Consider the following 25,579-nt stretch of genomic DNA (forward strand, 5'->3'; position numbering starts at 1 on the left):
CAATTATAAATAAAAGTCGTTCGCGGTCAGGCTGTGATGGCCAAGCAGCGCGATCGAGAAATCGGCCAGCGCGAGCGCGTCGGTATTGCCCTCGACGATGGTATATTCCTTGCCGTCGATCATCTGGTAGCTGAAGCGAAGCTGGGCCGCGCCGGTGAACCTGGCCCCCGGCGTGGTCAGCAGGGTGAAGGCCTGATCCCCCCTGGCGAACAGCGAGGTGTTGGCATCGATCGCCGACAGGTCGATCTTGTCCTCGCCCGAACGAAAATCGGTGATGACGTCGCGCTGTGACAAGGCCAGGCTGTCCATCATCGATTCGAAGCGGAACACGTCCTTGCCCGCACCGCCGGTCAGGACGTCCTTGCCCCAGCCGCCGATCAGCAGGTCGTCGCCATCGCCGCCGTTGAGCCTGTCATTGCCCAGCCCGCCGACCAGCTTGTCGTTCCCGCCCAGCCCGTTGAGCACGTCATTGCCCCAGCCGCCGTCCAGCACGTCCTGTTCGCCCGTGCCGTTGATCGTGTCGTTGAAGATCGTGCCCGTCCTGGTGATGCCCACCACGTCGGTAACGCCGACCGACAGCGTCTGGGTGTCGACCGCGCCCTTCGAATCGATCGCCAGCACGGTGACGTCATAGACATTGTCGTGGTTCGCATCGGTCGGATTCTCGTAATCCGGCGCGTTCACGAACTTCAGCACGCCGGTCGTCGCGTCGATGGTGAAGGCCGCGCCGTCGCCGCCCTGCGCGATGGCATAATGCACGCTGTCGCCCAGCGGGATGTCGGCATCGGTCGCGGTGATCGTCGCGACCGCGGTGCCGTTCTCGGCGATCGACAGCCTGGCCGTATCGGCGCCGCCGAACGCGGTGATGGTCGGGCCGCTATTGGCGACATGGCCGATGGTCACGTCATGCTGGCCGATCGACCCGATATCGAGGGTCAGGATCTCGCCGACCAGGCTGGTCACGGTCGCGCCATTGACCGTGGTCCAGTCGGTGCCCGGCGCCTTCAGGTCGATTACGACCTTGCCCTCGCCCTCGACCGAGAAGCTCAGGTCGTGCCCGTCGCCGCTCAGCGAGATCAGCGAGGCGCGCATCGGCAGGTCGGTGATGTGGGTCACATCGTCCGCCGCCTGGCCCATGGTGATGGTATAGGTGCCGCCCGACTTGGGCAGGAACACCTTGTCGGCGTCATAGGCGTACCAGCCCGCCACGCCCTTGATGACCTGCCCCGCCTTCTGCCCGTCGACGTCGAGCGCGAAGGTGCCCAGCCCCTCGGTCGAGGAGACGTTGGCGGTGATCGTGTCGCCCGACACGCTGGTCGTGATCGACGCCTTGTGGAAGGCCGAGATGCGGCTCGCCAGATCGGCCAGCGTCACGAACTCGACCCCGGCGGCGGCCGCCTTGGCGATGAAGTTGGTGAACATCGAGGTGACATAGGGGCTCGCCTGCGCGGCATCGCCGGTCCACATGGCGGGGCCGTAATCATGCCACGGCCACACGATGACGGGCGCATCGGCATGCGAGGTCAGCGAGGCCAGCTCCCTGGCCCACTCCGCCTCCGCCTCGGCGACCGTCTTCTTCTGGAATTCGATCAGCGAGAAGTCGAACATGGTGTTCGGCGCCAGATAGACCTTGCCATCCGCCGCATTGCCCGGCGTCTGATAGCCAAAGGCGTTGGGATAGCCCGCGCCCACGCCGGTATAGCCGCCCGACAGATAGGAGACATGCTTCATGATCTCCTGGCTGGTCGCGATCGTCTCGGGCGCGCCGGGCACCGCCGCGCCGCCCAGCGAGACCTGGCGGCCCAGATAGGCGCTCATCTGCTTTTCCAGCTCGGCGCGCTCGGCCCCGAACTCATAGGCGATCTGTTCGGCGGTCAGGACATTGGTGTCCTCGGGATGGGTATAGCTGTGCAGCCCGATCTCGTTGCCCGCCGCCATCATCCTGGCATAGATCGGCGCGGAGACCGACCAGTCGGTCGAACGCTGCTGCGCCGGGTCGTTGCCGATATTGACGTAATAGCTGCCGACGAAATTATAGAGCGACTTCCACTGGTCGAGGATGGGCAGCAGCTTGGTATAGATGCCGGCCGATCCGTCCTCGGGCTTCACCTCGTCCGAATATTGGCTTTGGTCCATGTCGACACGGGCCGCGAACAGCCCGGCGTCGCGGGTCATCTGGAGCCCGACCTTCAGCCCGCCGGTGCTGGCCGAGCCGTTCACCGAATAGCTGATCGCCTTTTGCAGCAGATTGTCGTCGGCCATCGCCGCTTCGGTCGAGAAGATGACGTTGCGGCCGCCGGTCCTGGTCGCGATGGCGGCGGCATAGTCCTGGCCGTTCACGGTCTGGGTCGCGATCGTCTCGCCGGTGCCGCTGACGCTGGTGAAGGCGTTCCAGCCGACGCCCTTATAGTCGCGGATCGTCTCGCCGGTGGCATAGCCGTCGAGGACGCTGTGGTTCGCGTCGGCCGCCTTGATCGTCACGTCGGCGGGCCAGCCGCCGGTCACGCGGGTCGCGTCGAACAACAGCTTCATCCGCGCATAGCTGTCACCCGCCAGCGCGCTTCCGTCCGCCGCATTGGTCATGAACTCGCCCGCCGCGATCAGGCCGATGCCGAACTGCCTGGTCGCCTGTTCCAGCGTGTGGGCGATGGCGTCCACCTTGTCCGCCTGGACGTTGCGGAAGGACGGGAAGACGATCGAGTCGTACTTGGCCAGCGTCGACAGGTTGGTCAGGTCGTCTTCGGTGATGATGTCGAAGGGGGTGCCCGCCTGCATCGCCTGGCTCTGCGCGGCCATGAACAGCTGCGAATAGGCGGTCTTGCTGAAATAGGCGTTGGCGGTCGTCTCGGACCAGACGATGGCGATGCGGTGCGAGGGGTCGGCGACGATGCCGGTGTCGTTGAAGACGGTGAAGGGCTTGGCCGAATAATTGCCGGGCAGGAAGACCTGGTCGTTCACGTCATAGAGCGTGTCGATCGCCTGCGGATCGCCGATCGCGGCCTTGGGCACGCGGAACTCGACCGTCTTGCGGTCCGCCGACCACGCCGCCTGCAACCCCGCCATCACCAGCGTCTCGCCCGCCCCGCCCTGATAGAGCGAGACGGTGCCGTCGGCGTTGAAGTTGACGTTATATTCGGCGCCGCCCGCAAAGCCGAACACCTGATATCCGGTCGCGGCGTTGCGATCGGTGTTCAGCCACGCGGTGGTGTTGGCCCCGATCGCCATCGGCGCGGTCATCGCGAATACGAAGTCGCTGCCGTCGCTCCTGGCATAGATGGAATAGCCCTCGCCCAGCCCGGTATCGATGCGGTCGGCCGCGTTCCAGTCGGACAGGTCGCCATCCACGTTGATCGGTGTCGTCGCCATGATTTCCCCGTTGTCCCCCGCGGCCCCATGACGCCCCGTCCGGCGGGCATGGTTCGCCTGTGTTAGTCCGGCTCGTACGCGCGGGGGACGCGCGGCGATATGACGGAGTCCGCATCGCCTTTGTCCCGCCTGTTCCACAGCGATACGGACGGGACGATCTTGCCAGCACAATTTTGCTCGATAGGGCAAAAGCCCGTCTGGTTTTTGGAAAGACTCGAATGAGCCTGCACCTGCTCCTCGTCGAGGACGATGTCGAATATGCGGACCATCTGGTCCGGGCGCTGCATGCGCTGGATCACCGGGTCGAGCATGTCGGCGACGGGCGACAGGCGCTCGCCGCGCTCGACCGCGAACAATATGACGCGGTGATCCTCGACCGGATGATGCCCCGGCTCGACGGGCTGTCGGTGGTGGAGACGATGCGCGCGCGCGGGATCACCGTGCCGGTCATCATGCTGACCGCCTTGTCGATGGCCTCGGACAAGGTCGAGGGGCTGGAGGCCGGCGCGGACGATTATGTCGTCAAGCCGGTCGATGCGCAGGAGCTGAACGCCCGGCTGGGCGCGGTGCTGCGCGGCCGTCGCTGGACGACGAGCGAAAGCGACACGATCCGCGCCGGGGACATCGTGGTCAGCCCGACCAGCTTTCGCGCCTGGCGCGGCGGACAGCCGGTGACGCTGGCCAATCTGGAGCTGAAGCTGCTGGCCGAACTGGCGCGCCATGCGGGCGAGGTGCTGACCCGCGCGATGCTGATCGAGCGGGTCTGGGGCTATGATTTCGAGCCGGAGACGAACATCGTCGACGTCTATATCCGCCGCCTGCGCATCAAGCTGACCGAACAGGGCGGCAGCGACCCGATCGAGACGGTGCGCGGGATCGGCTATTCGATGCGGCCATGATCGAACGCGCGATCCGGCGGCTGTCGCTGCGTGGGCTGACCATCGGCGTCCTGCTGCTGTTCCTGGTCGCGACGCTGGGCACCGGCGTGTCGATCTTCGCGGCCAGCCGGGTCGCGGTGGCGGAACTGGTCGACCGCCGGATCGACATCGCGGGCGATCTGGTGCTGGAGCGCGATCCGGGCGAAGGGGTGATCCCCACCCCCATATTGCTGGCGCGCATCGCCGCCCTGTCGCGGCAGCGGGATACGGGCGATATCGGCCTGTCGCTGATCGCCCCCGACGGCCATATGCTGGGCGGCAACATCACGCTCAGCCGCGCGCTGCCGATCGGGCGGTCCAACCTGCGCCAGCATGACGGCATCGCCGGGCTGTCGCATGGCCGCGCGCTGGTCCGCGATGCGGGCGACGGACGCCGCCTGGTCGTGGCGGTCGAGACCGAGCCGTTCGACAGCTATCGCGCGACGCGGACGCGCATCTATCTGGTCGGGTTCGGCTCGATCGTGCTGATCGTGCTGGGCGGGGGGCTGGCCTTTTCGCTGCTGGTCGGGCGGCGGATCCGCGATCTGCGCCGCACCGTCGATGCGATCATCGCAGGGAATGTCCGCCACCGCGTCCCGGTGACCGGATCGGCGGACGAGTTCGACCGGCAGGCCGACGCCTTCAACCGGATGCTCGACCGGATCGGCGAGCTGATGGAGGGGTTGCGCGGCGTGTCCAACGACATCGCCCACGACCTGCGCACCCCGTTGTCGCGGCTGCGCGCGCAACTGGCGGAGATGGTCGAGGACGCCGCCGACCCCGTCCAGGCCGGGCGGGCGACCGCCGCGCTGGCGCAATGCGACGCGCTGCTCGCCATGTTCGCCGCGCTGCTGCGCATCGCCGAGATCGAGGCGGGGCACCGCCAGGCGGGCTTCGCCGCGATCGACCTGGCCGCGCTGGTCGAGGATAGCGCGACGATGATGATCCCGGTCGCCGAAGAAGCCGGGCACAGGCTGACGGTCGAGATCGCCGCGCGCCCGGCGGGCTTCGTCGGCGACCGGCAGCTGCTGATCCAGGCGATGGTCAACCTGATCGGCAATGCGATCAAATATGGCGCACCCCATGGCACGATCCGCGTCCGGCTGGACCCCGGCCCGGTGCTGCGCATCGCCGATGACGGCCCCGGCATCCGCCCCGAGGACCGGGCGCTGGCGCTGCGGCGGTTCGGGCGGCTGGACGGTTCGCGGACGCAGGCGGGTCATGGCCTGGGCCTGCCGCTGGTCGATGCCATTGCGCGGCTGCATCGCGGGCGGCTGGAGTTGGGCGATGCGGAGCCTGGGCTGGTCGTGTCGATGTGGTTGCCCATCGGCTGAGGGGCCGCCTGGAAACTCGCGGGCCGACGCCGCTAGGGCGGATCGACATTCGAGATTGCCTCTTCTTCCCCTCTCCCCTGGACAGGGGAGAGGGTTAGCGAAGCTTGCCAGCCTGCTGGCTAGCGCAGCTTGGGTGAGGGGTTGAGCGAGCCCAAAGGCTCGCGCGCTCGCTTGGCGAGCGCCCACCCCTCACCCAGCTCCGACTAAGCCTTTGCTCTCGCAAAGGCCAAGTCTGCGCAACCCTCTCCCCTCTGCGAGGGGCGAGGGAAGGAAAGGTGTCGCTGAATGTCGATCGGCCTTGCCGTACTTCCAAAAAAAGGGCCGCCCCGAAGGACGGCCCCATAGTCGAGGGTAAGGGTATCGAACGGATCAGAAGCGAACCGTGCCCTCCAGGCCGATGGTGCGCGGCGGGTTGAAGTTGGCATAGTCGCCCAGCGTCGCCGCATTCGCGGCCGAACGGCGATAGATATAGGTGTTGTTGAGGAGGTTGCGGCTCCACAGCGACACGGTCATCTTGGTGCCGTTCTCGGTCAGCGGCAGATCGGCCAGCGCGATGCGGCCGTTCATGACGAAGCTCTTGTCGGTGCGCGTCGTCTCGTTCTGGAAGCTGTAGACCGGGTCGGCATAGTTGCCGTCCAGGTGGAAGCGGACCTTGGCCTCCGAACCCGCCAGCGGCACCTCGTAATCGACATAGGCCGAGGCGGCGTTGCGCGGCGTGAACACCACGAAGACTTGGGTCAGCGCATTGTTCAGGAACGGGTTCGGCGTCGCCGGTACCTTGGTGTAGGTGTACGCATAGGACGCGCCGAGCGTCATGCCCTCGACCGGGTTGGTGGTCAGGTCCGCCTCGATCCCGCGAATCTTGGAGGTGCCCGGCGCGTTGCGAGTCTCCTCGGTGTGCAGATTGTAGGTCGGGCTCGACGGGTTGGTGTCGACATTGTCGAAGTCGATCTGCGTGCCCGTGCGGTCCATGATGTAACCGGCCAGGTTCAGGCGGACGCGGTGCTGGAACAGGTCCATCTTCGACCCGATCTCATAGGACTTCACGGCTTCGGGACCGAAGGCGGTGAAGGTCTGCGAACGCGCATTCGCGCCGCCCGCGCGGTAGCCGGTCGAGTATTTGGCATAGAGATGGATCGTGTCGCTGGCGTCGAACGCCGCCGTCACCATCGGATCGAACCGGTTGTTGTCGAAGGTGAAGGGGAAGTTGGTCGACTTGCCCTGCACCAGATACAGCGTGCCGTTGCGCTTGTCGTGGGTGTAGCGACCGCCGACCGTCAGGTGGAACGCATCGAAGCCCGCCGGGGTATAGGTGCCCTGCGCGAAGGCGGCATAGCTATAGGCGCGCGCGAAGCTGCCACGCTGGAGGAAGAACGAACCCGGCGCCCAGCCCTGGTTGCCCGAGGTGATGGTGCCCAGCGCGGTCTGCGACAGGATGGTGTAGCCCGAGCCGTCGGCATTCCACTGGTTGGTCGACGGGGTCGCGGCGACTTCACGCGCATTCTCGGTGAAGTAATAGAGGCCCGCGACGTAATCGAACTGCGGCAGGCTGCCCACCGCCTGGAATTCCTGGCTGAACTGGTGCTGCTGCATGAACGACAGGCTGTAGCGGCTGAACTTGCCGTTCGGCAGGAAGACGGTGCGGTGCGCGCCGCCCGAATTGTCCCACTGATCGGTGTCGACGCCGCGCCATGCGGTGATCGAGCGCAGCTCCAGCCCCGGCATGACGTCATAGTTCAGCTTGGCCGAGAAGCCGTGCGTGCGGTCGGTGCTCAGCGCCTGCGGCACGCCGATATCGGCGGCCTTCATGCGGTTGTCGCCCGACACGACGACCAGCGGCGACAGCGGCGCGATGGTGCCCGAGGGTAGCTTGCCGCCATTGGCGTTGATCTGCGCGATCGTCGCGACCGGCAGGCCCTTGGGGTTGTAGTTGACCAGCTGGCTGTAGAAGGGCGTGTTCTGGTCCTTGGCCTGGTCATAGGACAGCTCGACCGAGAAGCCGTCGACCGGCTTCCACAGCGCGGCGGCATGACCGCCGACGCGGTTGAAATAGCCCCAGCCGGCGGCGCCGGGCAGCGGGTTGGTCACGAACGCGTTCTGGTGCTGGAGCACGCCGTCCAGCTTGATCGAGATGTTGTGCCACTCGGGCAGGTTCAGGTGCACCGCGCTGTTATAGGCGCCGTAATTGCCGATGCCGGCGGTCACCGCGCCGCCGAACTTGCCGGTCGGCTTGGCGGTGACGATCGACAGCGCGCCGCCCTCGGTGTTGCGGCCGAACAGCGTGCCCTGCGGCCCGCGCAGCACCTCGACGCGCTCGATGTCGAACAGCGCGGCGTTCAGGCCCTGCGAACGGCCCAGATACACGCCGTCGATATAGACGCCGACGCCGGTGTCGCGCGCGGTCTGGTTCTGGTCGAAGGGCACGATGCCACGGATGCCGACGGTCAGCGCCGACTGGCGCGCCTCGAAGGTGGCGACGCGGAGCGAAGGCACGGTGCCGTCGGCCAGGTCGAGCAGGCTCTGGACGTGACGGTCCTTCAGGACGGTCGGGTCGAGGACCGAGATCGCGATCGGCGTCTTCTGGAGGCTGGTCTCGCGCTTGGTGGCGGTGACCACGATTTCCTTCAGCTGGCCCGGCTCGTCCGCCGGATCAGCCGCCGCCGCGGGGGCGGGATCGGCGGGCTTGGCCGCGGGCGCCGGATCGGCGGGCTTGGTGTCGGCGGCAAAGGCGGGTGCGGCCGCCATCGCCAGGAACGCGGTGCCGCCCAGCAGCGTCGCGCGAATGAAATCGGTCTTCATGCTATCTTATCCCTATCCCCCGACCGACCTTCCGGTCGTCGCTGGCCGCGCGGATAGGGATGCTCCGCGAAGCTGGTGTTACCTTTTCATGACCAGCCCATACTTCCTCAATTCATTTTCGCTTCATCTGGACCGGGCCGTGACGGCGTGGGCGGGGCGGGCGGGGCCGCCGTTCCGCCATGGCGGACCAGTTCCATCTTCTGCGGCAGGGTGCCGATCTCGATCCCCCGAGCCCGGAGCGCCGCCAGCAGCGCGAAGAGCACCGCGCTGCGCGTGCCATAGGCCGCACGCGGACTGTCGACATGGGCGAAGCAGTTGAAATGGATGCGTCCGTCGACGATCGAATCGATAAAGGCCTTGGGCGCCGGGTCGGCCAGCACCGCCGCCTCGGCCGCGAAACAGTCGAGCACGATGGCGCGGACCGCATCCGCATCCTCCTCGATCGGGACCGAGAACTGGATCTGGATCCGCCCCAGCGGCCCGGCCAGCGTCTTGTTGAGCACCGACTTGGTGATCAGCTCGGAATTGGGGACGATCAGGGTGGAATGGTCGGCCAGCTCGATCTCGGTCGACCGCACGCTGATCCGCTTGACGTCGCCCTCGTCGGTGCCGACGCGGATCAGGTCGCCGATCTTGATCGGCCGCTCGGCGAGCAGGATCAGGCCCGAGACGAAATTCTGGGTGATCGCCTGAAGGCCGAAACCGATGCCGACCGACAGCGCGGACAGCAGCAGCGCGATCCGCTCCACCCCGATGCCCAGCGACGCCAGCGCCCAGATCACCGCCAGCGCGATGCCGATATAGCGCGCGACCAGGCTGACCGAATTGCGCCCCGATCCGTCGAGGTCGGTCGCGGGCAGGTAACGATGCTCCAGCCAACGCATGAAGACGCGCACCAGCCCCAGCCCGATGAACAGCACCGCCAGCCCGCGCAGGATCGCCCCCGGCGAGATCCAGACATTGCCGACCTTGATCCCGTCGGTGAACAGCGCCAGCTGGTCGAAGATCGCCCCCGGATCGCCGCTCGCCCCGAACGGCCGCAGCAGCACGCCCAGCGCGACCAGCACCAGCACCAGCCGCAGGATGCCTGACAGGGCCAGGCCGAACTGGTCGACCATGCTGCCGCGCACGCCCAGCGCACGGGTCAGGGTGACGCCGACCTTGCTGTCGCGCACGAACACGCTGGTGGCGATGTCGTCGGCGGCGACCAGCATCAGGTACAAGGCCGAGCCGAGCAGCACCGTCCAGCCGATCATCACCGCGACGAACCAGCTGAACCAGATATAGCCGATGGCCAGCGCCAGCCCGGCGACCGCCACCGCGATCCAGGCGAGCAGCGTGACGACGCTGAGCCCCGCGCTGACCCCGGCGCTGGTGCTGTCCTCGCGTTCGGCACGCGCGGCGCGCAGCCGTCCCAGCACCACCAGCGTCGCCGCGATCAGCATCAGGTGGAGCAGCGCCTCGACCGCCTGGGTCGCGATCACCGCGCTGCGGCTGCTGCCGATCGCGCCCTCGAACGACGCGACCATCGCGGTGGTGAAGGTCATCAGCGTCAGCAACCAGGACAGCGGACGCAGGCGGTTGGCGGTCTCGTCGTCGATCGGCGCGATCCGCCAGGACGGCTGGCTGCGCATCAGGATCGCCCCCGTCACCGCCGCGGTGAACCCCGCCACGCCCGAGGCGAAGACGAACCCGTCGAGCAGCCCGGTCCAGCGTTCCGGCAACAGCCCCGACCAGCGCAGCCCCTGCACGAACACGAATGCCGCCATCAGCGGGCACAGCGTCCCCACCGCGACCCGCCAGAAGGTGTTGGCCGAACGCCGCACCCGGCTGGGCGGGGCCTCCGCGATCAGCCGCCGCTGCGCCAGCCGGTGGGCGCCCAGCCGAACGGGGCCGAGCAGGATGACGGCGAGCGCGAAGCCCAGCATCGCATGCCAAGGGATGCCGCCGCGCCACTGGCGCGCAATCTGTTCATGCCCCTGTTGCAGGAACAGCGCGACCCGGCGCAGGTCGCGCGGCGTCTGGTCCAGCACGACCTTCCAGAAGCTGGGGCTGAGCGGCGACGGCACCTTGGAGGACAGTTTCTGGCTGAACTGTTCGGCCTTGCTGCGGTCGATCTCGTCGATCAGCTGCCCCGCCTCGACCCCGGCCAGCCGCCCGCGCTTGATCGCGGCATCCAGGGTCGAGCGCAGCGCGTTCAGGCTCTTGCGCTGGGCGCGCAGCTCGGGCGCCTCGACCTCGCCCGGCGTCACCGCGCCCAGCCCGGTGATCCGCGCATTGACCAGCGCCAGCTGCTCGGTCAACGCGTTCACCGCCTGGGTCGTCGCGTCCTGTGCGCCCTGCGCCTTGTCGCGCAGGTCCTGGCGGGCGTCGTCGTCGAGCTGCGCGTCGAGCCCCTGGTCGACCGCGCGGACATCCTGTTCGGCCTGGACGATGCGCGCCGTCGCCACCGTCATCGGGTCGCCCTGCGCGGCGACCGGCGCCGCCAGCGCCGGCATGGCGATCATCGTCAGCATCGCCGCGAGGATCGCGACGGGCCGGATGACGAGGCGAAGGGACAGCATCGGACGGGACATGGACAGGGCCAGCAGTTGCAGACGCGCCGGGTCATAGCTCCCCCTCCCCGCATTTGCCACTTGCTCCGAAATCGTGTGTACCGGGGAGCCCAGCCCGGCCGGGATCGTTCGGGACATTCAGGATTTTTTGGACGATGACCGATCTGGCCCCTCTCGACGGACATGCATGGCCACCGGCCTCGCCGCCGGGATCGATGTCGCGTGACGCGCATGTGCTGGCCGGGATCAACCGCATCCTTCAGGAAGCGCTGCGCGCCTCGACCGAGGAGGAACTGGGCCGCCTGTGCCTGGAGGTGGCCGAGGACCTGACCGGCGCGGCGTTCAGCTTCTTCGGCGAGCGTCGCACCTCGCACGACCGGCTGGACCATATCGCGATCAGCGAACGCGGCTGGCGCTCCTATACCGGCGACGATCCCGATTTCAGCCAGCGGCAACTGCCCAACGGCATGAAGATCCACGGCATTTTCGGACAGGTCATTCTTCAGGACCGCAGCCTGATCGTGAACGACCCGACCAGCCATCCGTCGCGGGTCGGCCTGCCCGACGGGCATCCGGCGCTGCACAATTTCCTGGGGGTGCCGCTGCGCCGCGACGGCGAGACCTTCGCGATGTTCGCGCTGGGCAACCACCCGACCGGCTTTACCGAGCGCGAGCGCGCCATCGCCGAGGAACTGGCCCCCGCCATCGTCCAGGCGCTGCTGCGCAAGCGGGCCGAGGTTGCCTCGCGCGCCAGCCAGCGGCGGCTGCTGACCCTGATCGGCGGGATTCCGCAACTGGTCTGGACCGCGACGCGCGACGGGCAATGGACCTGGGCCAGCCCGCAATGGGTCGCGATGACCGGTCTGTCGGTCGAGGAGAGCCTGGGCCATGGCTGGCTGGTCGCGGTCCATCCCGACGACCGCGAGGCGGCGCGGCGCTTCTGGGCCGAGGCCAGCGATCGCGGCGACCTGGCGATGGAGGGGCGGCTGCGCCAGGGACAGAGCGGGCGCTATCGCTGGTTCAAGACGCGCGCGACCCCGGTCCATGACGATCATGGCGCGGTCGTCGAATGGTTCGGCACCTCGACCGATATCGACGACCTGCGCCGCCTGCGCGAACGGCAGGAGACGCTGGTCGCCGAGTTGCAGCACCGGGTGCGCAACATCCTGACCATCGTCCGTTCGATCTTCACCCGCACGGTCGAGAGCGGCGGCCCGATCGACGAGATTTCGGACCATTTCCGCGGCCGCCTCGACTCGCTGGCGCGCACCCAGGTGGTGGCGACGCAGACGCGGTCGGGCCGGGTCGACCTGGAAAACCTGATCCGTGACGAGCTGCTGGGGGTGGGCGCGATCGAGGACGAGCGGCTCTCGATCGGGGGGCCGGACGTGGCGCTGGCCGCCGATACCGCCGAGTCGATCGGGCTCGCGATTCACGAATTGACGACCAACGCGCTGAAATACGGGGCGCTGCGCCATGCGGGCGGGCGGCTGTCAATTACATGGAAAATTGAACCCAAATCAGATTGTAAATGCGAACTGATTGTAAAATGGGATGAAACAGGTGTACCAGCGATGCCGGTCCCGCCTGTACGCCAGGGATTCGGGACCGAGCTGATCCGCGAGGCGCTGCCCTATGGGCTGGGCGCGCGGACCAGTCTGGAATTTCGCGGCGGCGGCGTCCTGTGTGTGATGTCGCTGCCTTTGCCGGGCGACGATGCCGGGCTATCGAACCGGAGCGCCGAGGGATGAGCCATTCGCCACTCGCCGAGAAACGGATCCTCGTGGTCGAGGACGAATATTTCATCGCCCGCGACCTGGAGCGGGCGTTGCGTGCGGCGGATGCAATCGTGATCGGCCCGGTCGCGACCCTCGAACAGGGGCTGGCGCTCGCCGAGAACGAGGCGCTCGACGCCGCCGTGCTCGACGTCAACCTGGCCGGATCGCGCGCCTTCGCCATCGCCGACCGGCTGTCGGCGCGCGACGTGCCCTGGGCCTTTCTCACCGGCTATGACGAATGGGCGCTCCCCGCCCCCTATCGGTCCGCGTCGATCGTCGCCAAGCCGTTCCACGCCGATCGCGTCATTCGCGCGATCGGGGCGCTGATACCCGACAAAGGATGCGCATGACTTCGACCTCCCTTCGCGCCGAAGCGATGATCCCGACCGCCGAAGACACGCTGTCGACGGCGGCGCTCCGCCGATTGTCGGCGCTCACCCCACTGGATGAAGCCGATCTGGCGCTGCTCCGCCGCGCTGCCGCCGATCCGACCAGCTATCCGGTCCGCCACACCTTCCTGACGATCGGGCGCCCGGTCGCCGAGCCGATGCTGCTGCTCCAGGGCTGGGCGGCGCGGGTTCGCATCCTGCCCGACGGGCGGCGGCAGTTCATGAGCTTCTATCTGCCCGGCGACGTGATCGGGCGCGCGCATCATCCCATGCCCCTCGCCTCGGCCACCGTCGTCGCGATCACCGAATGCGTGGTCTGCCCCGCCCCCGCCGCGCCGCCCGGATCGGGACTGGCCCAGGCCTATGCCATCGGCGAGGCGCTGGAGGAGGCCTATCTGCTCGGCCATGTCGTCCAGCTCGGCCGCCTGAACGCGCAGGAGCGGATCGGCGACTTCCTCCTCGAAATCTACGAACGGCTGTCGCTGGCGGGGCTGACCGTGGGCGGCAGTTTCGAGATGCCGCTGACCCAGGAGATGCTGGCCGATGCGCTCGGCCTGACCCCGGTCCATGTCAACCGCATGATCCAGCAGGCGCGGCGCGACGGCGAGCTGATGTGGAAATCGGGCCGCATCCTGCTGCGCGATCCCGACCGCACCGCGCGCACCATCGGCCGGATCTCGCCGCAGGTCAGCGGAGCCCCCCATCCCGCCCAGAAGCCGGCGCCATAGGGCGGATCGCCACTGCGCCGGACTGCGGCGAAATGACCGGGAAGTGATCGCTTGGTGATCCACTCACCGCGTTTCACCGGAATGTCATCAACCTTTCGTCAAGCTGACATGCACGCCTCCTAACGCCGCCGCCGAACCGGCAGCAAGGCCGATGGGGGAATCATATCATGCTTACGTTGCGCAGCCTGCTGAAGGCTTCGGCCTCGCTCATCCTCGTGACCGGCCCGCTGACCGCCGCCGCGCAGGAAACCGCCGCGACCACCGCCGCCGCGCCGCAGGCCGCGCAGGACGGCGATGCCGCCGGTCAGAATGACGAGATCGTCGTCAACGGCACCTATGCGCGCAGCCTGGCGGCGGGCATCGAGACCAAGCGCCGCGCCGCCTACGGCGTCGACTCGATCAGCTCGACCGATATCGGCAAGTTCCCGACCCAGAATGTCGCCGAGGCGCTTCAGCTGGTCCCCGGCGTCGCCATCACCCGCCCGCGCGGCGAGGGCCTGTATGTCAGCGTCCGTGGCCTGGGGCCGCAGTTCCAGAACACGCTGATGAACGGCCGCACCATCGCGCTCAACGACCTGATCGAGAATGGCGGCGCGGCCGGTCGCCAGTTCCGCTTCGAGATGCTGCCTGCCGAGTTCACCTCCAGCATCGACGTGGTGAAGACCCCGACCGCCGACATGAGCGAGGGCGCGCTGGGCGGCAATATCGACGTCAAGACCTTCCGCCCGCTGGAAGTCGGTAACAAGACGACCATCAACATGCGCGGCACCTATACCAGCCAGACCAAGGAGGTCCGCCCCAACGTCACCGTGCTGACCAGCGCGAAGAACAGCGACGGCACCTTCGGCATCCTGGCGGGCGCGCAATATTGGGCCAAGACGGTCCGCAACGACCGCTTCATGAATTTTGGCTGGCTGCTCAACCGCTATACCGATGCGGCGCGCGGCGGCGCCCCGGCGGGGCTCTATTCGCCGACCCGCACCCGCCCCACCGTCGAGATCGAGGATCGCAAGCGTATCTCAGGTATCGTCTCGGCGCAGTGGCAGCCCACGCCCGAGCTTCAGACGACGCTCGACGTCGTCGCGACGCGGCTCGACGTCGCCTATGACGAGTTCGGCCTCGACATCTATCCGGACGACGCCAACGTCACGATCGGCGGCCTGAAGCAGCCCTCGACCGTGCTCCAGCCCGGCTATACCGTCGTCGGCGACACGATCACCAAGGCGACCATCGCCAATGCCCGCTTCATGGCGTCGCGCGAATACAGCCTGAACCGCCACGACCTGATCACCATCGGGCTGAAGCAGGCTTGGAACCCCGATCGCTGGCACGTCACCGCCAACGTCAACTGGTCGGCCGCGCACAGCTATCACCCCGACTACAAGACCGGCACGGTGCGCAGCCGCGCCTATTTCATCGCGCCGCTGAGCTATGACGCCAGTGGCGGCTATCAGAACATGCCGACCTTCACCACGCCGGTCGACGTCACCAACCCCGCCAATTACAAGCTGTACCAGTTCAACATCGCGCCCAAGGACAGCAAGGACTGGGATTTCTATTCCCGCCTCGATGTCGGCCATGATTTCGACGGCTTCCTGTCGAAGCTGCAGGCGGGCGGCGAATATCACTGGCGCAAGCGCGACTATTTCCGCCGCGATTACCTGATCGACACCGCGACCAACCAGCCGCTGACCAGCCTGGGCGCGGGAGCGTATCAGCAGCTGCCGTACGGCGATTTCCTGTCGGGCGTGTCGGGCAATGCCTTCCGCAACTGGCTGGTGCCGGTGACCGACGCCTATGTCGGCAATTTCTTCACCCCCGCCATCCAGGGCCAGCCGCTGACCAATGGCGACCTGCGCTCGTCCTTCGTCGTCTCGGAAAAGATCGCCGCCGCCTATGTCCGCGCCGATTACCAGTTCGATGCGGGCGCGGTGCCCGTCACCGGCAATCTGGGCGTCCGCTATGTCCACACCGACCAGGTGGCGAGCGGCACGCTGACCAGCGGCAACACCGCCACGCCGGTCAGCTATCCCAAGACGTTCAACAACGTCCTGCCCAGCTTCAACCTGCGCGCCGACCTGACGCCGAAGCTGGTCGGTCGCCTGGCCGCCAGCCGGGTGCTGACCCGTCCCAACGTCACCGACACCGCGCCGCGCATCACCGTGTCGACCGACGCCGCCACCGCCAGCGGCGGCAACCCGCAGCTGGTGCCCTTCCTCGCGACCCAGTTCGACGGCTCGCTGGAATGGTATTTCGCACCGTCGGGAATGCTGTCGGGCGCGGTCTTCTACAAGGCGATGGACGATTACATCACCCAGTCGAATACCGAGATCAATATTCCGGGTCGCGGCACCGTCCGCCTGTCCAGCTCGGTCAATGGCGGCAATGCCAAGGTGTACGGCGCGGAAGCCGCGTACAGCCAGGTCTTCACCTTCCTGCCCCAGCCCTTCGACGGCTTCGGCGTGCAGGGCTCCTACACCCATACCGAGGTAAAGGCCGACTACACCGCCGGTTCGCGCACCATCAAGGACCAGTTGATCGGCCTGTCGAAGAACAGCTTCAACTTGGTCGGCTTCTACGACAAGGGGCCGCTGTCGGCGCGCCTCTCCTATGTCTGGCGCGACAAGTACCTGTCGAGCACGGGCAGCACGGTGCAGGCGCCTACCTATGTCGCGGCCTTCGGTTCGCTCGACGGCCAGCTCTCGGTGCGCGCCGCCGACAATCTGACGCTCAGCCTGGAGGGCATCAACATCGCGGGCGCGCATCAGGATACCTATAACGACAACAGCCTGCGCTTCGGCGAGATCAACTATTATGGCCGGACGATCCTGTTCGGCATTCGGGCGGAGTTCTGATGAAGCGCATCCTCACCCTGGCGGCGGTCCTCGCGACCGCCGCCGCCCCGGCGCCGCAGCGGCCGCTTCGGATGAACGACATCCAGGTCGTCGGATCGCACAACAGCTACAAGCAGCGGATCGCGCCCGCCGTCTTCGCCGAACTCGAACGCCGCGACCCCAAACTCGCCGCCGCGCTCGACTATGACCATCTGACGCTGGCGCAGCAGCTCGACCGGGGGGTGCGCCAGCTGGAGATCGACATTTTCGCCGATCCCGAAGGGGGTCGCTTCGCGCATCCGGCGGGCGAGAAACTGGCGCGTGCGGCGGGCGAGCGGACCGGCTTCGACATGCCTGCGATGATGAAGCCGGGCTTCAAGGTCTTCCATATTCCGGAAGTCGATTATCGCTCCTGCGGCACCTTCAAGCAGTGCATCGGCCAGATCGACGCCTGGTCGCGCGCGCATCCGCGTCACCTGCCGATCATGGTGACGATCAACGCCGCCGACCGGCCGATCAACAAGCCCGGCGTCACCGATCCCCTCCCGCTGACCGCGCCGCTGCTCGATGCGCTGGACGGCGAGATTCGCGACGTGCTCAAGCCGAACCGGATCATCACGCCGGACGATGTCCGTGGGAACGCGGCCACGCTGCGCGAGGCGGTGACTACCAGGGGCTGGCCGACGCTGGAGCAGGCACGCGGCAAGATCTATTTCGTGCTCGACACCCCCAGCGACGTGTCCGACCGCTATCGCGCCGGGCATCCCTCGCTGAAGGGGCGGGCGATCTTCGGCTGGTACGACACCGACCAGCCCGAGGCTTCGGTCGAGATCGTCGGCGATCCGCGCACCGACGGCGCGAAGATCCGCGAATGGGTGAAACAGGGCTTCATCGTCCGCACCCGTACCGATGCCGACACGGTCGAGGCGCGGTCGAACGATCATGGTCGCCAGCAGGCCGCGATCGACAGCGGCGCGCAGGCGGTGTCGACCGACTATTATCCCGGCGCGCCGATGCGGGGGTGGAGCAAGGGCTTCACCGTGACCCTGCCGGGCGGCGTGATGGAACGCTGCAACCCGGTGACGCAGCCGGCGGACTGCAAGCTGCCGAAGTAAAAATCCTCCCCGGCACGGGGAGGTGGCAGCGCAAAGCGCTGACGGAGGGGGGTTTGCCGCACGGGATGTCCCGTGTGGCGCGCCCCCTCCACCGGCTTCGCCGGTCCCCCTCCCCGTGCCGGGGAGGATAGATGGCCGGCCGCTGACGCCCTTTTCATCTCGGGGCAAGGCGGGGTTCAGCCATCATCCGCCACTTTACCCTCCGATGAAGCCTGCGCCGCGTCGGCGTGTGGCGGGAACGGAAGAAGCGGTGCATGACGCGAACCGCGAGCCTGTTGATGATAGCCCCGGTCCTGATGACCGCGATCCCGGCCCATGCCGCCGATCCGGCGCGCGACGCAGCCTGGGCCGAGCGGCTCGGCTGGGGTCCGTCGGCCGCGCCCGATACGGGCCCGGCGCCGGGCAGCGTCGCCTGGCTGCGGCACCAGCTGGACGACCGGCCCGCCCCCCTCCCCCCGGCGGTGCAGGCGCGGATCGACGCCATGCGTATCTCGAAGGAACCCGTCGCCGCGCTGGTCGTCGAGACCGACGCGCTACAACGCGACGCCAATCTGCTGACCGATCCCGACCGCAAAAAGGCCGCGCGCGAGGTCTATCAAAAGACGATGAATGCGCTGGCCGACGAGGCGCGGCAGCGTTTCGTGCTGCGCGCCCTCTATGCGCCCGACCCGTTGCGCGAGCGGATGACCTGGTTCTGGTTCAACCATTTCAACGTCCAGGCGGGCAAGCGCGATATTCGGGCGATGGTCGGCGATTATGAGGACACGATCCGCACCCATGCGCTGGGCCGGTTCCGCGACCTGCTGGAGGCGACGCTGCGCCATCCGGCGATGCTGCGCTATCTGGACAATGACCAGAATGCGCGTGGCAAGATCAACGAGAATTACGCGCGCGAGATCATGGAGTTGCACTCCATGGGCGTCGGCTCGGGCTATACCCAGGCCGATGTGCAGGAACTGGCGCGCATCCTGACCGGGGTCGGCGTTAACCAGAAACCCGATGCCCCCAGGCTGAAGCCCGAGCTCCAGCCGCTCTATCTCCGGGCCGGGCTGTTCGAGTTCAACCCGGCCCGCCACGATTTCGGGACCAAGCATTTCCTGGGCCATGAGATCAAAGGATCGGGCTTTGCCGAGGTGGAGCAGGCGCTCGACCTGATCGCCGACAGCCCGGCGACCGCGCATCACATCGCGCAGAAGATGGCGACCTATTTCACCGGCGACACGCCCCCGCCCGCTTTGGTCGAGCGGATGGCGGCGACCTTTCGCCGGACGCATGGCGACATTGCCGCCGTCCTGAAGACGATGATCCGGTCGCGCGAATTCGCGGCGTCGGCGGGCCGGGGGTTCAAGGATCCGGTCGACTATACGCTGTCGGCCGTCCGGCTGGCCTATGGCGACCGGGTGATCGCCAATCCCCAGCCGGTCGTCGGCTGGATCCGCCAGATGGGCGAAGGGCTGTACGATCATGAGACCCCCGACGGCTATGACCTGACCAGCGCGGGCTGGTCGGCACCGGGGCAGATGGCGACGCGGTTCGATATCGCACGCCAGATCGGCGGCGGCGCGGCGCGGCTGTTCCAGTCGCCCGACGCCGCACCCGCCACCCCGCCCCCACCGGCCCCGCCGCCCGCGCTGAAGGATTCGCCCGTCCTGACCGCGCGGATGGCGATGCTGGGCAAGCCGACCCTGGCCGCGCTGGCGCAGGCGCGCTCGCCCGCCGAATGGAACGCGCTCTATTTCTCCTCGCCCGAATTCATGCATCGATAGGAGGATGGCATGACGATCCCACCCCTGCATCGTCGCGATCTGTTGAAGGGCGCCGCCGCCATGGCGCCGATGGTCGTCGCGGGCCGCGCCTTCGCCGCGCCACAGGCGGGCAGCCGCTTGCTGGTCGTGTTCCTACGCGGCGCCTATGACGCGGTGAACATCGTCAGCCCCAGCGGCAGCGACTTCTATCGCCAGTCGCGCCCGACGATCGCGCTGGCGCGGCCCGATCCGGCCGATACCCATGCGCCGCTGCCGCTGGACGCCGACTGGGCGCTCCACCCGGCGCTGAAGGACACGATCCTGCCGCTATGGCAGGCGCGGCAGATCGCCTTCGTGCCGTTCGCGGGCACCGACGATATGAGCCGCAGCCATTTCGAGACCCAGGACACGATCGAGCTGGGCCAGCCGGTCGGCGGGCATCGCGATTACGGCTCGGGCTTCATGGCGCGGCTGGCGGATATCCTCGGCACGGGCGAGCGGCCGATCGCCTTCACCGACCAGCTGCCGCTCTGCTTTCGCGGCGGCGAGGACCCGATCCCCAATCTCGCGCTCGCCAATGTCGGCAAGCCGATCGACCAGCGCCAGGCCGCGCTGATCCAGAGCATGTATGCCGGTCATCCCGAACTCGCCCGTTCGGTCAGCGAAGGCTTTGCGGTGCGCGACACGGTCTACCGGACGCTGGACCAGGAGATGAAGGCCGCCAGCCGCGGCGCGGTGTCGCCCAAGGGCTTTGCCCTGTCGGCGCAGCGGATCGGGACGTTGATGCGCGACCGGTTCAACCTGGCCTTTGTCGATGTCGGCGGCTGGGACACGCATGTGAACCAGGGCGGCGCGACCGGCTATCTGGCCGACCGGATCGGCGAACTGGGGCGCGGACTGGCCGGATTCGTGCAGGCGATCGGGCCCGAGGCATGGCGCACGACGACGGTCGTCGTGGTGTCCGAATTCGGCCGCACCTTCCGCGAGAATGGCGATCGGGGCACCGATCACGGCCATGGCAGCATCTATTGGGTGCTGGGCGGCGGCGTGTCCGGCGGCCGGATGGCGGGCGATCAGGTCGCGCTGTCCGCCGCCACGCTCAACCAGAATCGCGACCTGCCGGTGCTGACCGATTACCGGGCGTTGATCGGCGGGCTGGTCGGCCGCCAGTTCGGCCTGTCGGGCGAACGTCTGGCGACCCTGTTCCCCGGCACCCGCGCGAGCGATCTGAAGCTGGTCTAGCGCCGATCGCCATTCAGGATTGCCTTTCCTTCCCTCGCCCCTCGTAGAGGGGAGAAGGTTGCGCAGACTTGGCCTTTGCCAAAGCAAAGGCTTAGAGCATTTTCCGATCAGTCTGCATCGTATCCGGCGTTGGCGAAGTAGTTGGCACACTCCTGTGGCGAGTACAGGTCGAGGATGCAGCCGATAGCGTCCCACAGGCCGTGGATGGTGCGCTCGGCGGCCTTTCGCAGGTGTGACTTGAGCTTGGAGAATGCTTGCTCGATCGGGTTAAAGTCGGGGCTGTAAGGCGGAAGGAAGAGCAGCCTGGCACCCGCCGCTTCGATGGTGTCGCGCGCGGCGGGCGCCTTATGGCTCGACAGGTTGTCCATGATGACGATGTCGCCGGGTGAGAGGCCGGGTACCAGTACCTGGCGAACATAGGCAACGAACGCATCCCGGTTAGAGCGGATTCTGATCAGTCTGGATCATAACCACAGGAGGTGAAGTAGTTGGCGCATTCCTGTGGTTGGAACAGATCGACCAACCTGCCGATGAGGGACCACAAGCCCGACACGGTGCGTTCGCCGGCCCTGCGCAGCATAGCCTTGAGGCGGGCGAAGGCCTTCTCGATCGGGTTGAAGTCGGGACTGTAGGGCGGGAGAAACATGAGGCGGGCGCCTGCGGCTTCGATGGCTTCACGGACGCCGGCACGCTTGTGGCTGGACAGGTTGTCCATGATGACCACGTCGCCGCGTCCGAGGTCGGGCACGAGAACCTGTCGGACGTAGGCCTCGAACCAGTCGCCGTTGATCGGGCCGTCGAGCACCATCGGCGCGATCATGCCGGTCATGCGCAGGCCAGCGACCAGCGTGGTCGTCTTGCGATGACCATGTGGGTAACCCATCCGCAGCCGCTCGCCCCGCCGGCAGCGGCCGTGGCTGCGGGTCATATTGGTCGCCGTCCAGGTCTCGTCGATGAAGACGAGCCGCGCAGGGTCGAGGTCGAGCTGGCCATCAAACCAGTCCTCACGCGCACTCAGGACGTCGGCGCGATCCTGCTCGATCGCATGCCCGGTCTTTTTTTGCGCGTGATCCCGTGACGGGCAAAGAAGCGGTGCAGCGTCGAGATCGCCACCGTCACGCCCGCCTGACCCAGCTCGCGACGCAACTCGTCCAGCGTGATGTCGCGACGCGCTTCGTGCAGCGCCAGGATCGTGGGCGCATGCGCTTCGATCCGCCGCGACCGCGTGTCCCCGCCCTGCGGCTTGGCGGCATAGGTGCCCGTGCTGCGGCGCTGGTCGTGCCACCGGATCACCGTCGCGGCCGCCACACCGAACCGCACCGCCGCAGCCCGGCAACTCATCCCCTCGTCAACCGCGGCCAGCGCTCGCGATCGTAGATCCATCGACAACGGCTTGCCCATCAATGCCGGCCCCCATCCAGCCAGCACCGTGAATCAGATCAGCTCGGCCATGGGAATCCCCCGCCGACTCAGGTCGGCCGGAAAACGCTCTAGTCGGAGCTGGGTGAGGGGTGGGCGCTCGCCAAGCGAGCGCGCGAGCCTTTGGGCTCGCTCGACCCCTCACCCAAGCTGCGCTAGCCAGCAGGCTGGCAAGCTTCGCTAACCCTCTCCCCTGTCCAGGGGAGAGGGAAGAAGAAGCAATGCTGAATGTCGATCGACTCTACGTCAGGCCGAAAGCCGCAACGGCACCGCCTGATCGCGGGCGCGGATGTCGTCCAGCACATCGTCGAGCGTCAGCTCGGCCAGCTTGTCCTCCAGTGCCTCGCGCACCGGGGTCAGCATCGATTCGAGGCTGGCGGTGATATGCCGGTCGATCAGCCCGTCGCCCTCGGGCGGCTGGCGGTGAAAGGCGAAGAAGTTTCGATCCTCCACCGCCTGATAGACATCGACCAGCCGAATCTCCGCCGATCGCCGGGCCAGCATCGCGCCGCCGCGATTGCCCAGTTGCGACCGGGTCAGCCCGGCGCTCGCCAGTCGGAGCAGCAGCGCGCGGACCACCGCCGCGTTGGAATTGACGCTGAGCGCGATGTCTTCCGAGCGCAGGGGCGTATCGCCATGGTCGGCCATGAGCGCAAGCATATGCAGCGAAACGACAAAACGCGTGCTGGTCGGCAAGAAACGTTGCTCCTTATTCCTTCGCCCCATGATCCGTCCGCGCGGGCACAGGGCTCACCCTCTTATGGCCGGATCGGGCCGAACACGCAATTCATAACTCATGTTATTTTTGCATATTCCCGCTGCGTAAACGCGCAAGTCCGCATCCGTATCCGGTCCCACCATCGGGAAAATATAATGGCGCCAAGGATATGCCAGGCGCGACGGAACGCCGCCCGCCTCAGCGGGCGGGTGCGGGCGCGGGCAGGCGGATCTCGAACAATTCGGGCCAGTTCTTGCCGGTGACGAAGATGCGGTGCTTCACCCGGTCGAAGGCGATGCCGTTGGCGACCGAGTCGGGATCGGTCAGCCCGACCCGCGCGATCAGGTCGCCCAGATCGATCACCCCGACCACCTGCCCCGAGGCGGGATCGATCCGCACGATATAACGGGTCATCCAGACATTGGCCCAGATCTGCCCGTCGATATATTCCAGCTCGTTCAGGTTCTTGAGCGGCCGTCCGTTCACCGTCACGTCCAGCGTGCGCGCGACCTTCATCGTCGCGGGGTCGAGGAAGCGCAGGCGCGGCGTGCCGTCCGACAGGATGATCCGATGCCCGTCATCGGTCATCGCCCAGCCCTCGCCCTCATAGCGCCATTCGCCGACCCGCTTGAGCGCCGGGCGGCTCCAGCGGAAACCCCGCCCGCCATGCCAGGTGACGCTGCGCAGTTCCTGGCCCCAGGCGACGATGCCCTCGCCGAACAGGCCGTCGGGGACGGTCGCCTGGCGCTGGGTCTTGCCGGTGGCCAGGTCGACCTGGCGGATCACGCTCTGCCCCTCGCGCCCCGTGCTTTCGTACATCGTGCCGTCGGCGATCAGCAGCCCTTCGGTAAAGGCGGTCGTGTCGTGCGGATAGGCGCGGACCAGCTCGGGCTTCTCCACCACCGGCGGGGCCGGTGCGGCGGGAGCCGTCTGTTGCGCCGCCGCCGGAATCGCCAGGGCGAGCGCCAGGATCGGGGCGAGCCGGATCACAGCGTGCGCACCAGCCGCGCCACCCGCGCGATCCAGGCGGGGGCCGCCACCGTCACGCCGGCGGCGCCGGGTTCGAGCGGCAACAGGCGGAGCGTGTCGTCCCCCACCGCCGCCAGCCGGGCAAAGACATAGCCGCCGACGGGGCGCGGCACGAGGATATCGCGATTCATGGCGTCGGCGAACCTATCGGGCACCAGCGGTTCGCACCAGAGCTCATCGCCCGCCCGGTAATCGCCGACCGCGCCGGTGACGGTGACGGCGATCATCCCCGGCGTCGCACAGGGCGGCGAGACGGCGCGTGCGCTGCGCGGTGCCACCGCCCCGCGCGGCCCCAGCAGCGCCGCCACCGGCAGCGTCTCGCGCACCGGCAGCGTGACCAGATCGGCGGTGGTGCAGCCCAGCGCGGCGGCGATGCGGTTGAGCCAGGGCAGCGACACGGTCCGCGTCCCCATCTCCAGCCGTCCGATCGTCTGCGGCGTGGTCGGCGGGCAACAGGCGCGCGCGACATCGTCCAGCGTCATGCCCTTGGCCCGCCGCACTTCCCGGATCGCGGTGATCATGTCCCTGTGCCCCTCCAATCCCTGCCGGCGGTCAGCCGGTCCGGTGCCCGCGCTGCTGGCGGAGCCCGTCCGGCTGGGCTAAGCGCCGAGCCATATTCTGTCGGAGTTATCGCCCATGCGGTTCGAGATCGTCAAATGCCATGGTTCGGGCAATGATTTCCCGATGATCGACGCACGCGCCCTGACGCTCAGCGAAGCGGAATGGGCCGCGGTCGCGCGCGCGCTGGCGAACCGCGCGGGGCCGGTCGGCGGCGATGGCTTGCTGCTGCTGGTCCCCGGCGACGACCGCGCCGCCTTTGGCATGGTGATGCGCAACAGTGACGGCAGCGAGGCCGAGACCTGCCTGAACGGCGTCCGCTGCGTCGCGCGCGCCGGGTTCGAGGCGCTGGGGATCGAGGCCGCGACGGTGCGGCTCAAGACCTCGCACGCCGATGCGGTCCATGACGCCGATCTGGCGCCGGGCGTCTATACGGTGCGCGAGACCGCCGGGCCCGCCGGGCTGTCGACCGCCGCCTGGCCGATCCATGGCGCGCCCGACCGGCTGGTCGAGGCGGTGCTGCCCATGCTCGATGCCGAGCGGCGCTTTACCGCGGTCACCATGCCCAATCCGCATCTCGTCCATTTCGTCGACGCGGTGGACGAGGCCGAGCTGGTCCGTCTGGGCGGCATTTGCGAGGCCGCACCCGACTGGCTGCCCCACCGCGCCAATGTCTCCTTCGTGGAGGTGCGCGGGCCGTCGCTGTTCGTCCGGACCTTCGAGCGCGGGGTGGGCCTGACCGACAGTTGCGGCAGCGCGATGGCGGCATCCACCTATGCCGCCTGCCTGACCGGGCGGATCGGCTGGGACGTGCCGACCGTGGTGTTCAACCGGGGCGGGCTGGTCCGCGCCTTCGCGCAGGCGGACGGCATGGTCACGCTGTCGGGCAATGCGACCTATGAATGGGCGGGCTCGGTCACGGTCGACCTGGCGAGCGAAACCGCCAGCGATCTGGTGGGTGGAACGGCGCTTTCCCGAGGAGATCGCGGCGTGGGAGGCGGCCCGACGGGGTTGAGGGGCGCGGGTGTCGGGCGTGGCCTTCGACTTCGCTCA

The 25,579-nt window shown here is 67.6% G+C and carries 16 protein-coding genes and 2 pseudogenes; 10 read left to right on the forward strand and 8 right to left on the reverse strand.

Annotated elements, in window-relative coordinates; genetic code table 11:
• Positions 1-3: 3 nt before the first annotated feature.
• A complete protein-coding gene (locus QE363_RS18785) occupies positions 4-3,366 on the reverse strand; it encodes a M10 family metallopeptidase C-terminal domain-containing protein (RefSeq protein ID WP_309697738.1) in 3,363 nt (1,120 codons plus the stop codon).
• A gap of 218 nt (positions 3,367-3,584) precedes the next feature.
• On the opposite strand from QE363_RS18785, the gene QE363_RS18790 reads away from it, so the two are divergent.
• The gene (locus QE363_RS18790; protein WP_307101071.1) at positions 3,585-4,265 is read left to right on the forward strand and encodes a response regulator transcription factor; all 681 of its coding nucleotides are present in this window, start codon (positions 3,585-3,587) and stop codon (positions 4,263-4,265) included.
• On the forward strand, positions 4,262-5,617 hold the full coding sequence (locus QE363_RS18795) for a HAMP domain-containing sensor histidine kinase (protein ID WP_309697741.1): 1,356 nt from the start codon (positions 4,262-4,264) through the stop codon (positions 5,615-5,617). The genes QE363_RS18790 and QE363_RS18795 overlap by 4 nt, the downstream gene beginning before the upstream one ends.
• Before the next feature lie 369 nt (positions 5,618-5,986).
• Here the strand turns inward: QE363_RS18795 and QE363_RS18800 are convergent, their stop codons facing one another.
• Together QE363_RS18800 and QE363_RS18805 are read right to left on the reverse strand one after the other, a co-directional pair.
• On the reverse strand, positions 5,987-8,416 hold the full coding sequence (locus QE363_RS18800; protein ID WP_309697742.1) for a TonB-dependent receptor: 2,430 nt from the start codon (positions 8,414-8,416) through the stop codon (positions 5,987-5,989).
• 107 nt (positions 8,417-8,523) lie between these two features.
• The gene (locus QE363_RS18805) at positions 8,524-11,109 is read right to left on the reverse strand and encodes a DUF3772 domain-containing protein (RefSeq protein ID WP_309697745.1); all 2,586 of its coding nucleotides are present in this window, start codon (positions 11,107-11,109) and stop codon (positions 8,524-8,526) included.
• 17 nt (positions 11,110-11,126) lie between these two features.
• Between QE363_RS18805 and QE363_RS18810 the strand changes: the two genes are divergently transcribed.
• The 7 genes from QE363_RS18810 to QE363_RS18840 all read left to right on the forward strand — a co-directional run bounded on the left by QE363_RS18810 (position 11,127) and on the right by QE363_RS18840 (position 20,802).
• Positions 11,127-12,722, forward strand: a complete 1,596-nt coding sequence (locus QE363_RS18810) for a GAF domain-containing protein (RefSeq protein ID WP_309697747.1) — start codon at positions 11,127-11,129, stop codon at positions 12,720-12,722.
• The gene (locus tag QE363_RS18815) at positions 12,719-13,099 is read left to right on the forward strand and encodes a response regulator (RefSeq protein ID WP_307101080.1); all 381 of its coding nucleotides are present in this window, start codon (positions 12,719-12,721) and stop codon (positions 13,097-13,099) included. Before QE363_RS18810 ends, QE363_RS18815 begins: the two co-directional genes overlap by 4 nt.
• A complete protein-coding gene (locus tag QE363_RS18820) occupies positions 13,096-13,866 on the forward strand; it encodes a Crp/Fnr family transcriptional regulator (RefSeq protein ID WP_309697750.1) in 771 nt (256 codons plus the stop codon). The genes QE363_RS18815 and QE363_RS18820 overlap by 4 nt, the downstream gene beginning before the upstream one ends.
• A gap of 167 nt (positions 13,867-14,033) precedes the next feature.
• Positions 14,034-16,721 (forward strand): TonB-dependent receptor, encoded by a 2,688-nt coding sequence (locus tag QE363_RS18825; RefSeq protein WP_309697752.1) that lies wholly within the window; start codon positions 14,034-14,036, stop codon positions 16,719-16,721.
• Positions 16,721-17,815: a phosphatidylinositol-specific phospholipase C1-like protein gene (locus QE363_RS18830; RefSeq protein ID WP_309697754.1), complete on the forward strand. Its 1,095-nt coding sequence runs from the start codon at positions 16,721-16,723 to the stop codon at positions 17,813-17,815. The genes QE363_RS18825 and QE363_RS18830 overlap by 1 nt, the downstream gene beginning before the upstream one ends.
• Positions 17,816-18,069: 254 nt before the next feature.
• The gene (locus tag QE363_RS18835; RefSeq protein WP_309697756.1) at positions 18,070-19,581 is read left to right on the forward strand and encodes a DUF1800 domain-containing protein; all 1,512 of its coding nucleotides are present in this window, start codon (positions 18,070-18,072) and stop codon (positions 19,579-19,581) included.
• A 9-nt stretch (positions 19,582-19,590) separates the two neighbouring features.
• Positions 19,591-20,802, forward strand: a complete 1,212-nt coding sequence (locus QE363_RS18840; RefSeq protein ID WP_309697758.1) for a DUF1501 domain-containing protein — start codon at positions 19,591-19,593, stop codon at positions 20,800-20,802.
• Between the two features lie 107 nt (positions 20,803-20,909).
• Here the strand turns inward: QE363_RS18840 and QE363_RS18845 are convergent.
• The 5 genes and pseudogenes from QE363_RS18845 to QE363_RS18865 all read right to left on the reverse strand — a co-directional run.
• Positions 20,910-21,242 (reverse strand): annotated as a pseudogene (locus QE363_RS18845) (transposase); the annotation flags it as partial.
• A 14-nt stretch (positions 21,243-21,256) separates the two neighbouring features.
• A protein-coding gene (locus QE363_RS18850) for an IS630 family transposase (RefSeq protein ID WP_307098127.1) occupies positions 21,257-22,203 on the reverse strand; the annotation gives its coding sequence in 2 pieces (ribosomal slippage) (positions 21,257-21,867 and positions 21,867-22,203; 948 coding nt in all).
• A 264-nt stretch (positions 22,204-22,467) separates the two neighbouring features.
• Positions 22,468-22,917 (reverse strand): Rrf2 family transcriptional regulator, encoded by a 450-nt coding sequence (locus QE363_RS18855; protein ID WP_307101092.1) that lies wholly within the window; start codon positions 22,915-22,917, stop codon positions 22,468-22,470.
• A 220-nt stretch (positions 22,918-23,137) separates the two neighbouring features.
• Entirely contained in the window at positions 23,138-23,929 is a 792-nt protein-coding gene (locus QE363_RS18860; RefSeq protein ID WP_309697761.1) for a glutaminyl-peptide cyclotransferase, read from the reverse strand.
• Positions 23,926-24,489, reverse strand: a complete 564-nt coding sequence (locus QE363_RS18865) for a helix-turn-helix transcriptional regulator (protein ID WP_309697763.1) — start codon at positions 24,487-24,489, stop codon at positions 23,926-23,928. Before QE363_RS18865 ends, QE363_RS18860 begins: the two co-directional genes overlap by 4 nt.
• Before the next feature lie 115 nt (positions 24,490-24,604).
• Here QE363_RS18865 and dapF point away from each other — a divergent pair.
• Positions 24,605-25,541: pseudogene (dapF, locus tag QE363_RS18870) on the forward strand (diaminopimelate epimerase).
• Positions 25,542-25,579 lie beyond the last annotated feature (38 nt).

This window comes from Sphingomonas sp. SORGH_AS_0870 (assembly GCF_031453175.1).
Classification (GTDB): domain Bacteria; phylum Pseudomonadota; class Alphaproteobacteria; order Sphingomonadales; family Sphingomonadaceae; genus Sphingomonas.

Excerpts from the sequence above, each read along its gene's own strand:
- QE363_RS18800 (WP_309697742.1), bottom strand. The coding sequence starts at position 8,416 with ATGAAGACCGATTTCATTCGCGCGACGCTGCTGGGCGGCACCGCGTTC.
- QE363_RS18820 (WP_309697750.1), top strand. The coding sequence starts at position 13,096 with ATGACTTCGACCTCCCTTCGCGCCGAAGCGATGATCCCGACCGCCGAA.
- QE363_RS18825 (WP_309697752.1), top strand. The coding sequence starts at position 14,034 with ATGCTTACGTTGCGCAGCCTGCTGAAGGCTTCGGCCTCGCTCATCCTC.
- QE363_RS18840 (WP_309697758.1), top strand. The coding sequence starts at position 19,591 with ATGACGATCCCACCCCTGCATCGTCGCGATCTGTTGAAGGGCGCCGCC.
- QE363_RS18790 (WP_307101071.1), top strand. The coding sequence starts at position 3,585 with ATGAGCCTGCACCTGCTCCTCGTCGAGGACGATGTCGAATATGCGGAC.
- QE363_RS18835 (WP_309697756.1), top strand. The coding sequence starts at position 18,070 with ATGACGCGAACCGCGAGCCTGTTGATGATAGCCCCGGTCCTGATGACC.
- QE363_RS18785 (WP_309697738.1), bottom strand. The coding sequence starts at position 3,366 with ATGGCGACGACACCGATCAACGTGGATGGCGACCTGTCCGACTGGAAC.
- QE363_RS18810 (WP_309697747.1), top strand. The coding sequence starts at position 11,127 with ATGACCGATCTGGCCCCTCTCGACGGACATGCATGGCCACCGGCCTCG.
- QE363_RS18795 (WP_309697741.1), top strand. The coding sequence starts at position 4,262 with ATGATCGAACGCGCGATCCGGCGGCTGTCGCTGCGTGGGCTGACCATC.
- QE363_RS18865 (WP_309697763.1), bottom strand. The coding sequence starts at position 24,489 with ATGATCACCGCGATCCGGGAAGTGCGGCGGGCCAAGGGCATGACGCTG.
- QE363_RS18830 (WP_309697754.1), top strand. The coding sequence starts at position 16,721 with ATGAAGCGCATCCTCACCCTGGCGGCGGTCCTCGCGACCGCCGCCGCC.
- QE363_RS18805 (WP_309697745.1), bottom strand. The coding sequence starts at position 11,109 with ATGTCCCGAACGATCCCGGCCGGGCTGGGCTCCCCGGTACACACGATT.
- QE363_RS18815 (WP_307101080.1), top strand. The coding sequence starts at position 12,719 with ATGAGCCATTCGCCACTCGCCGAGAAACGGATCCTCGTGGTCGAGGAC.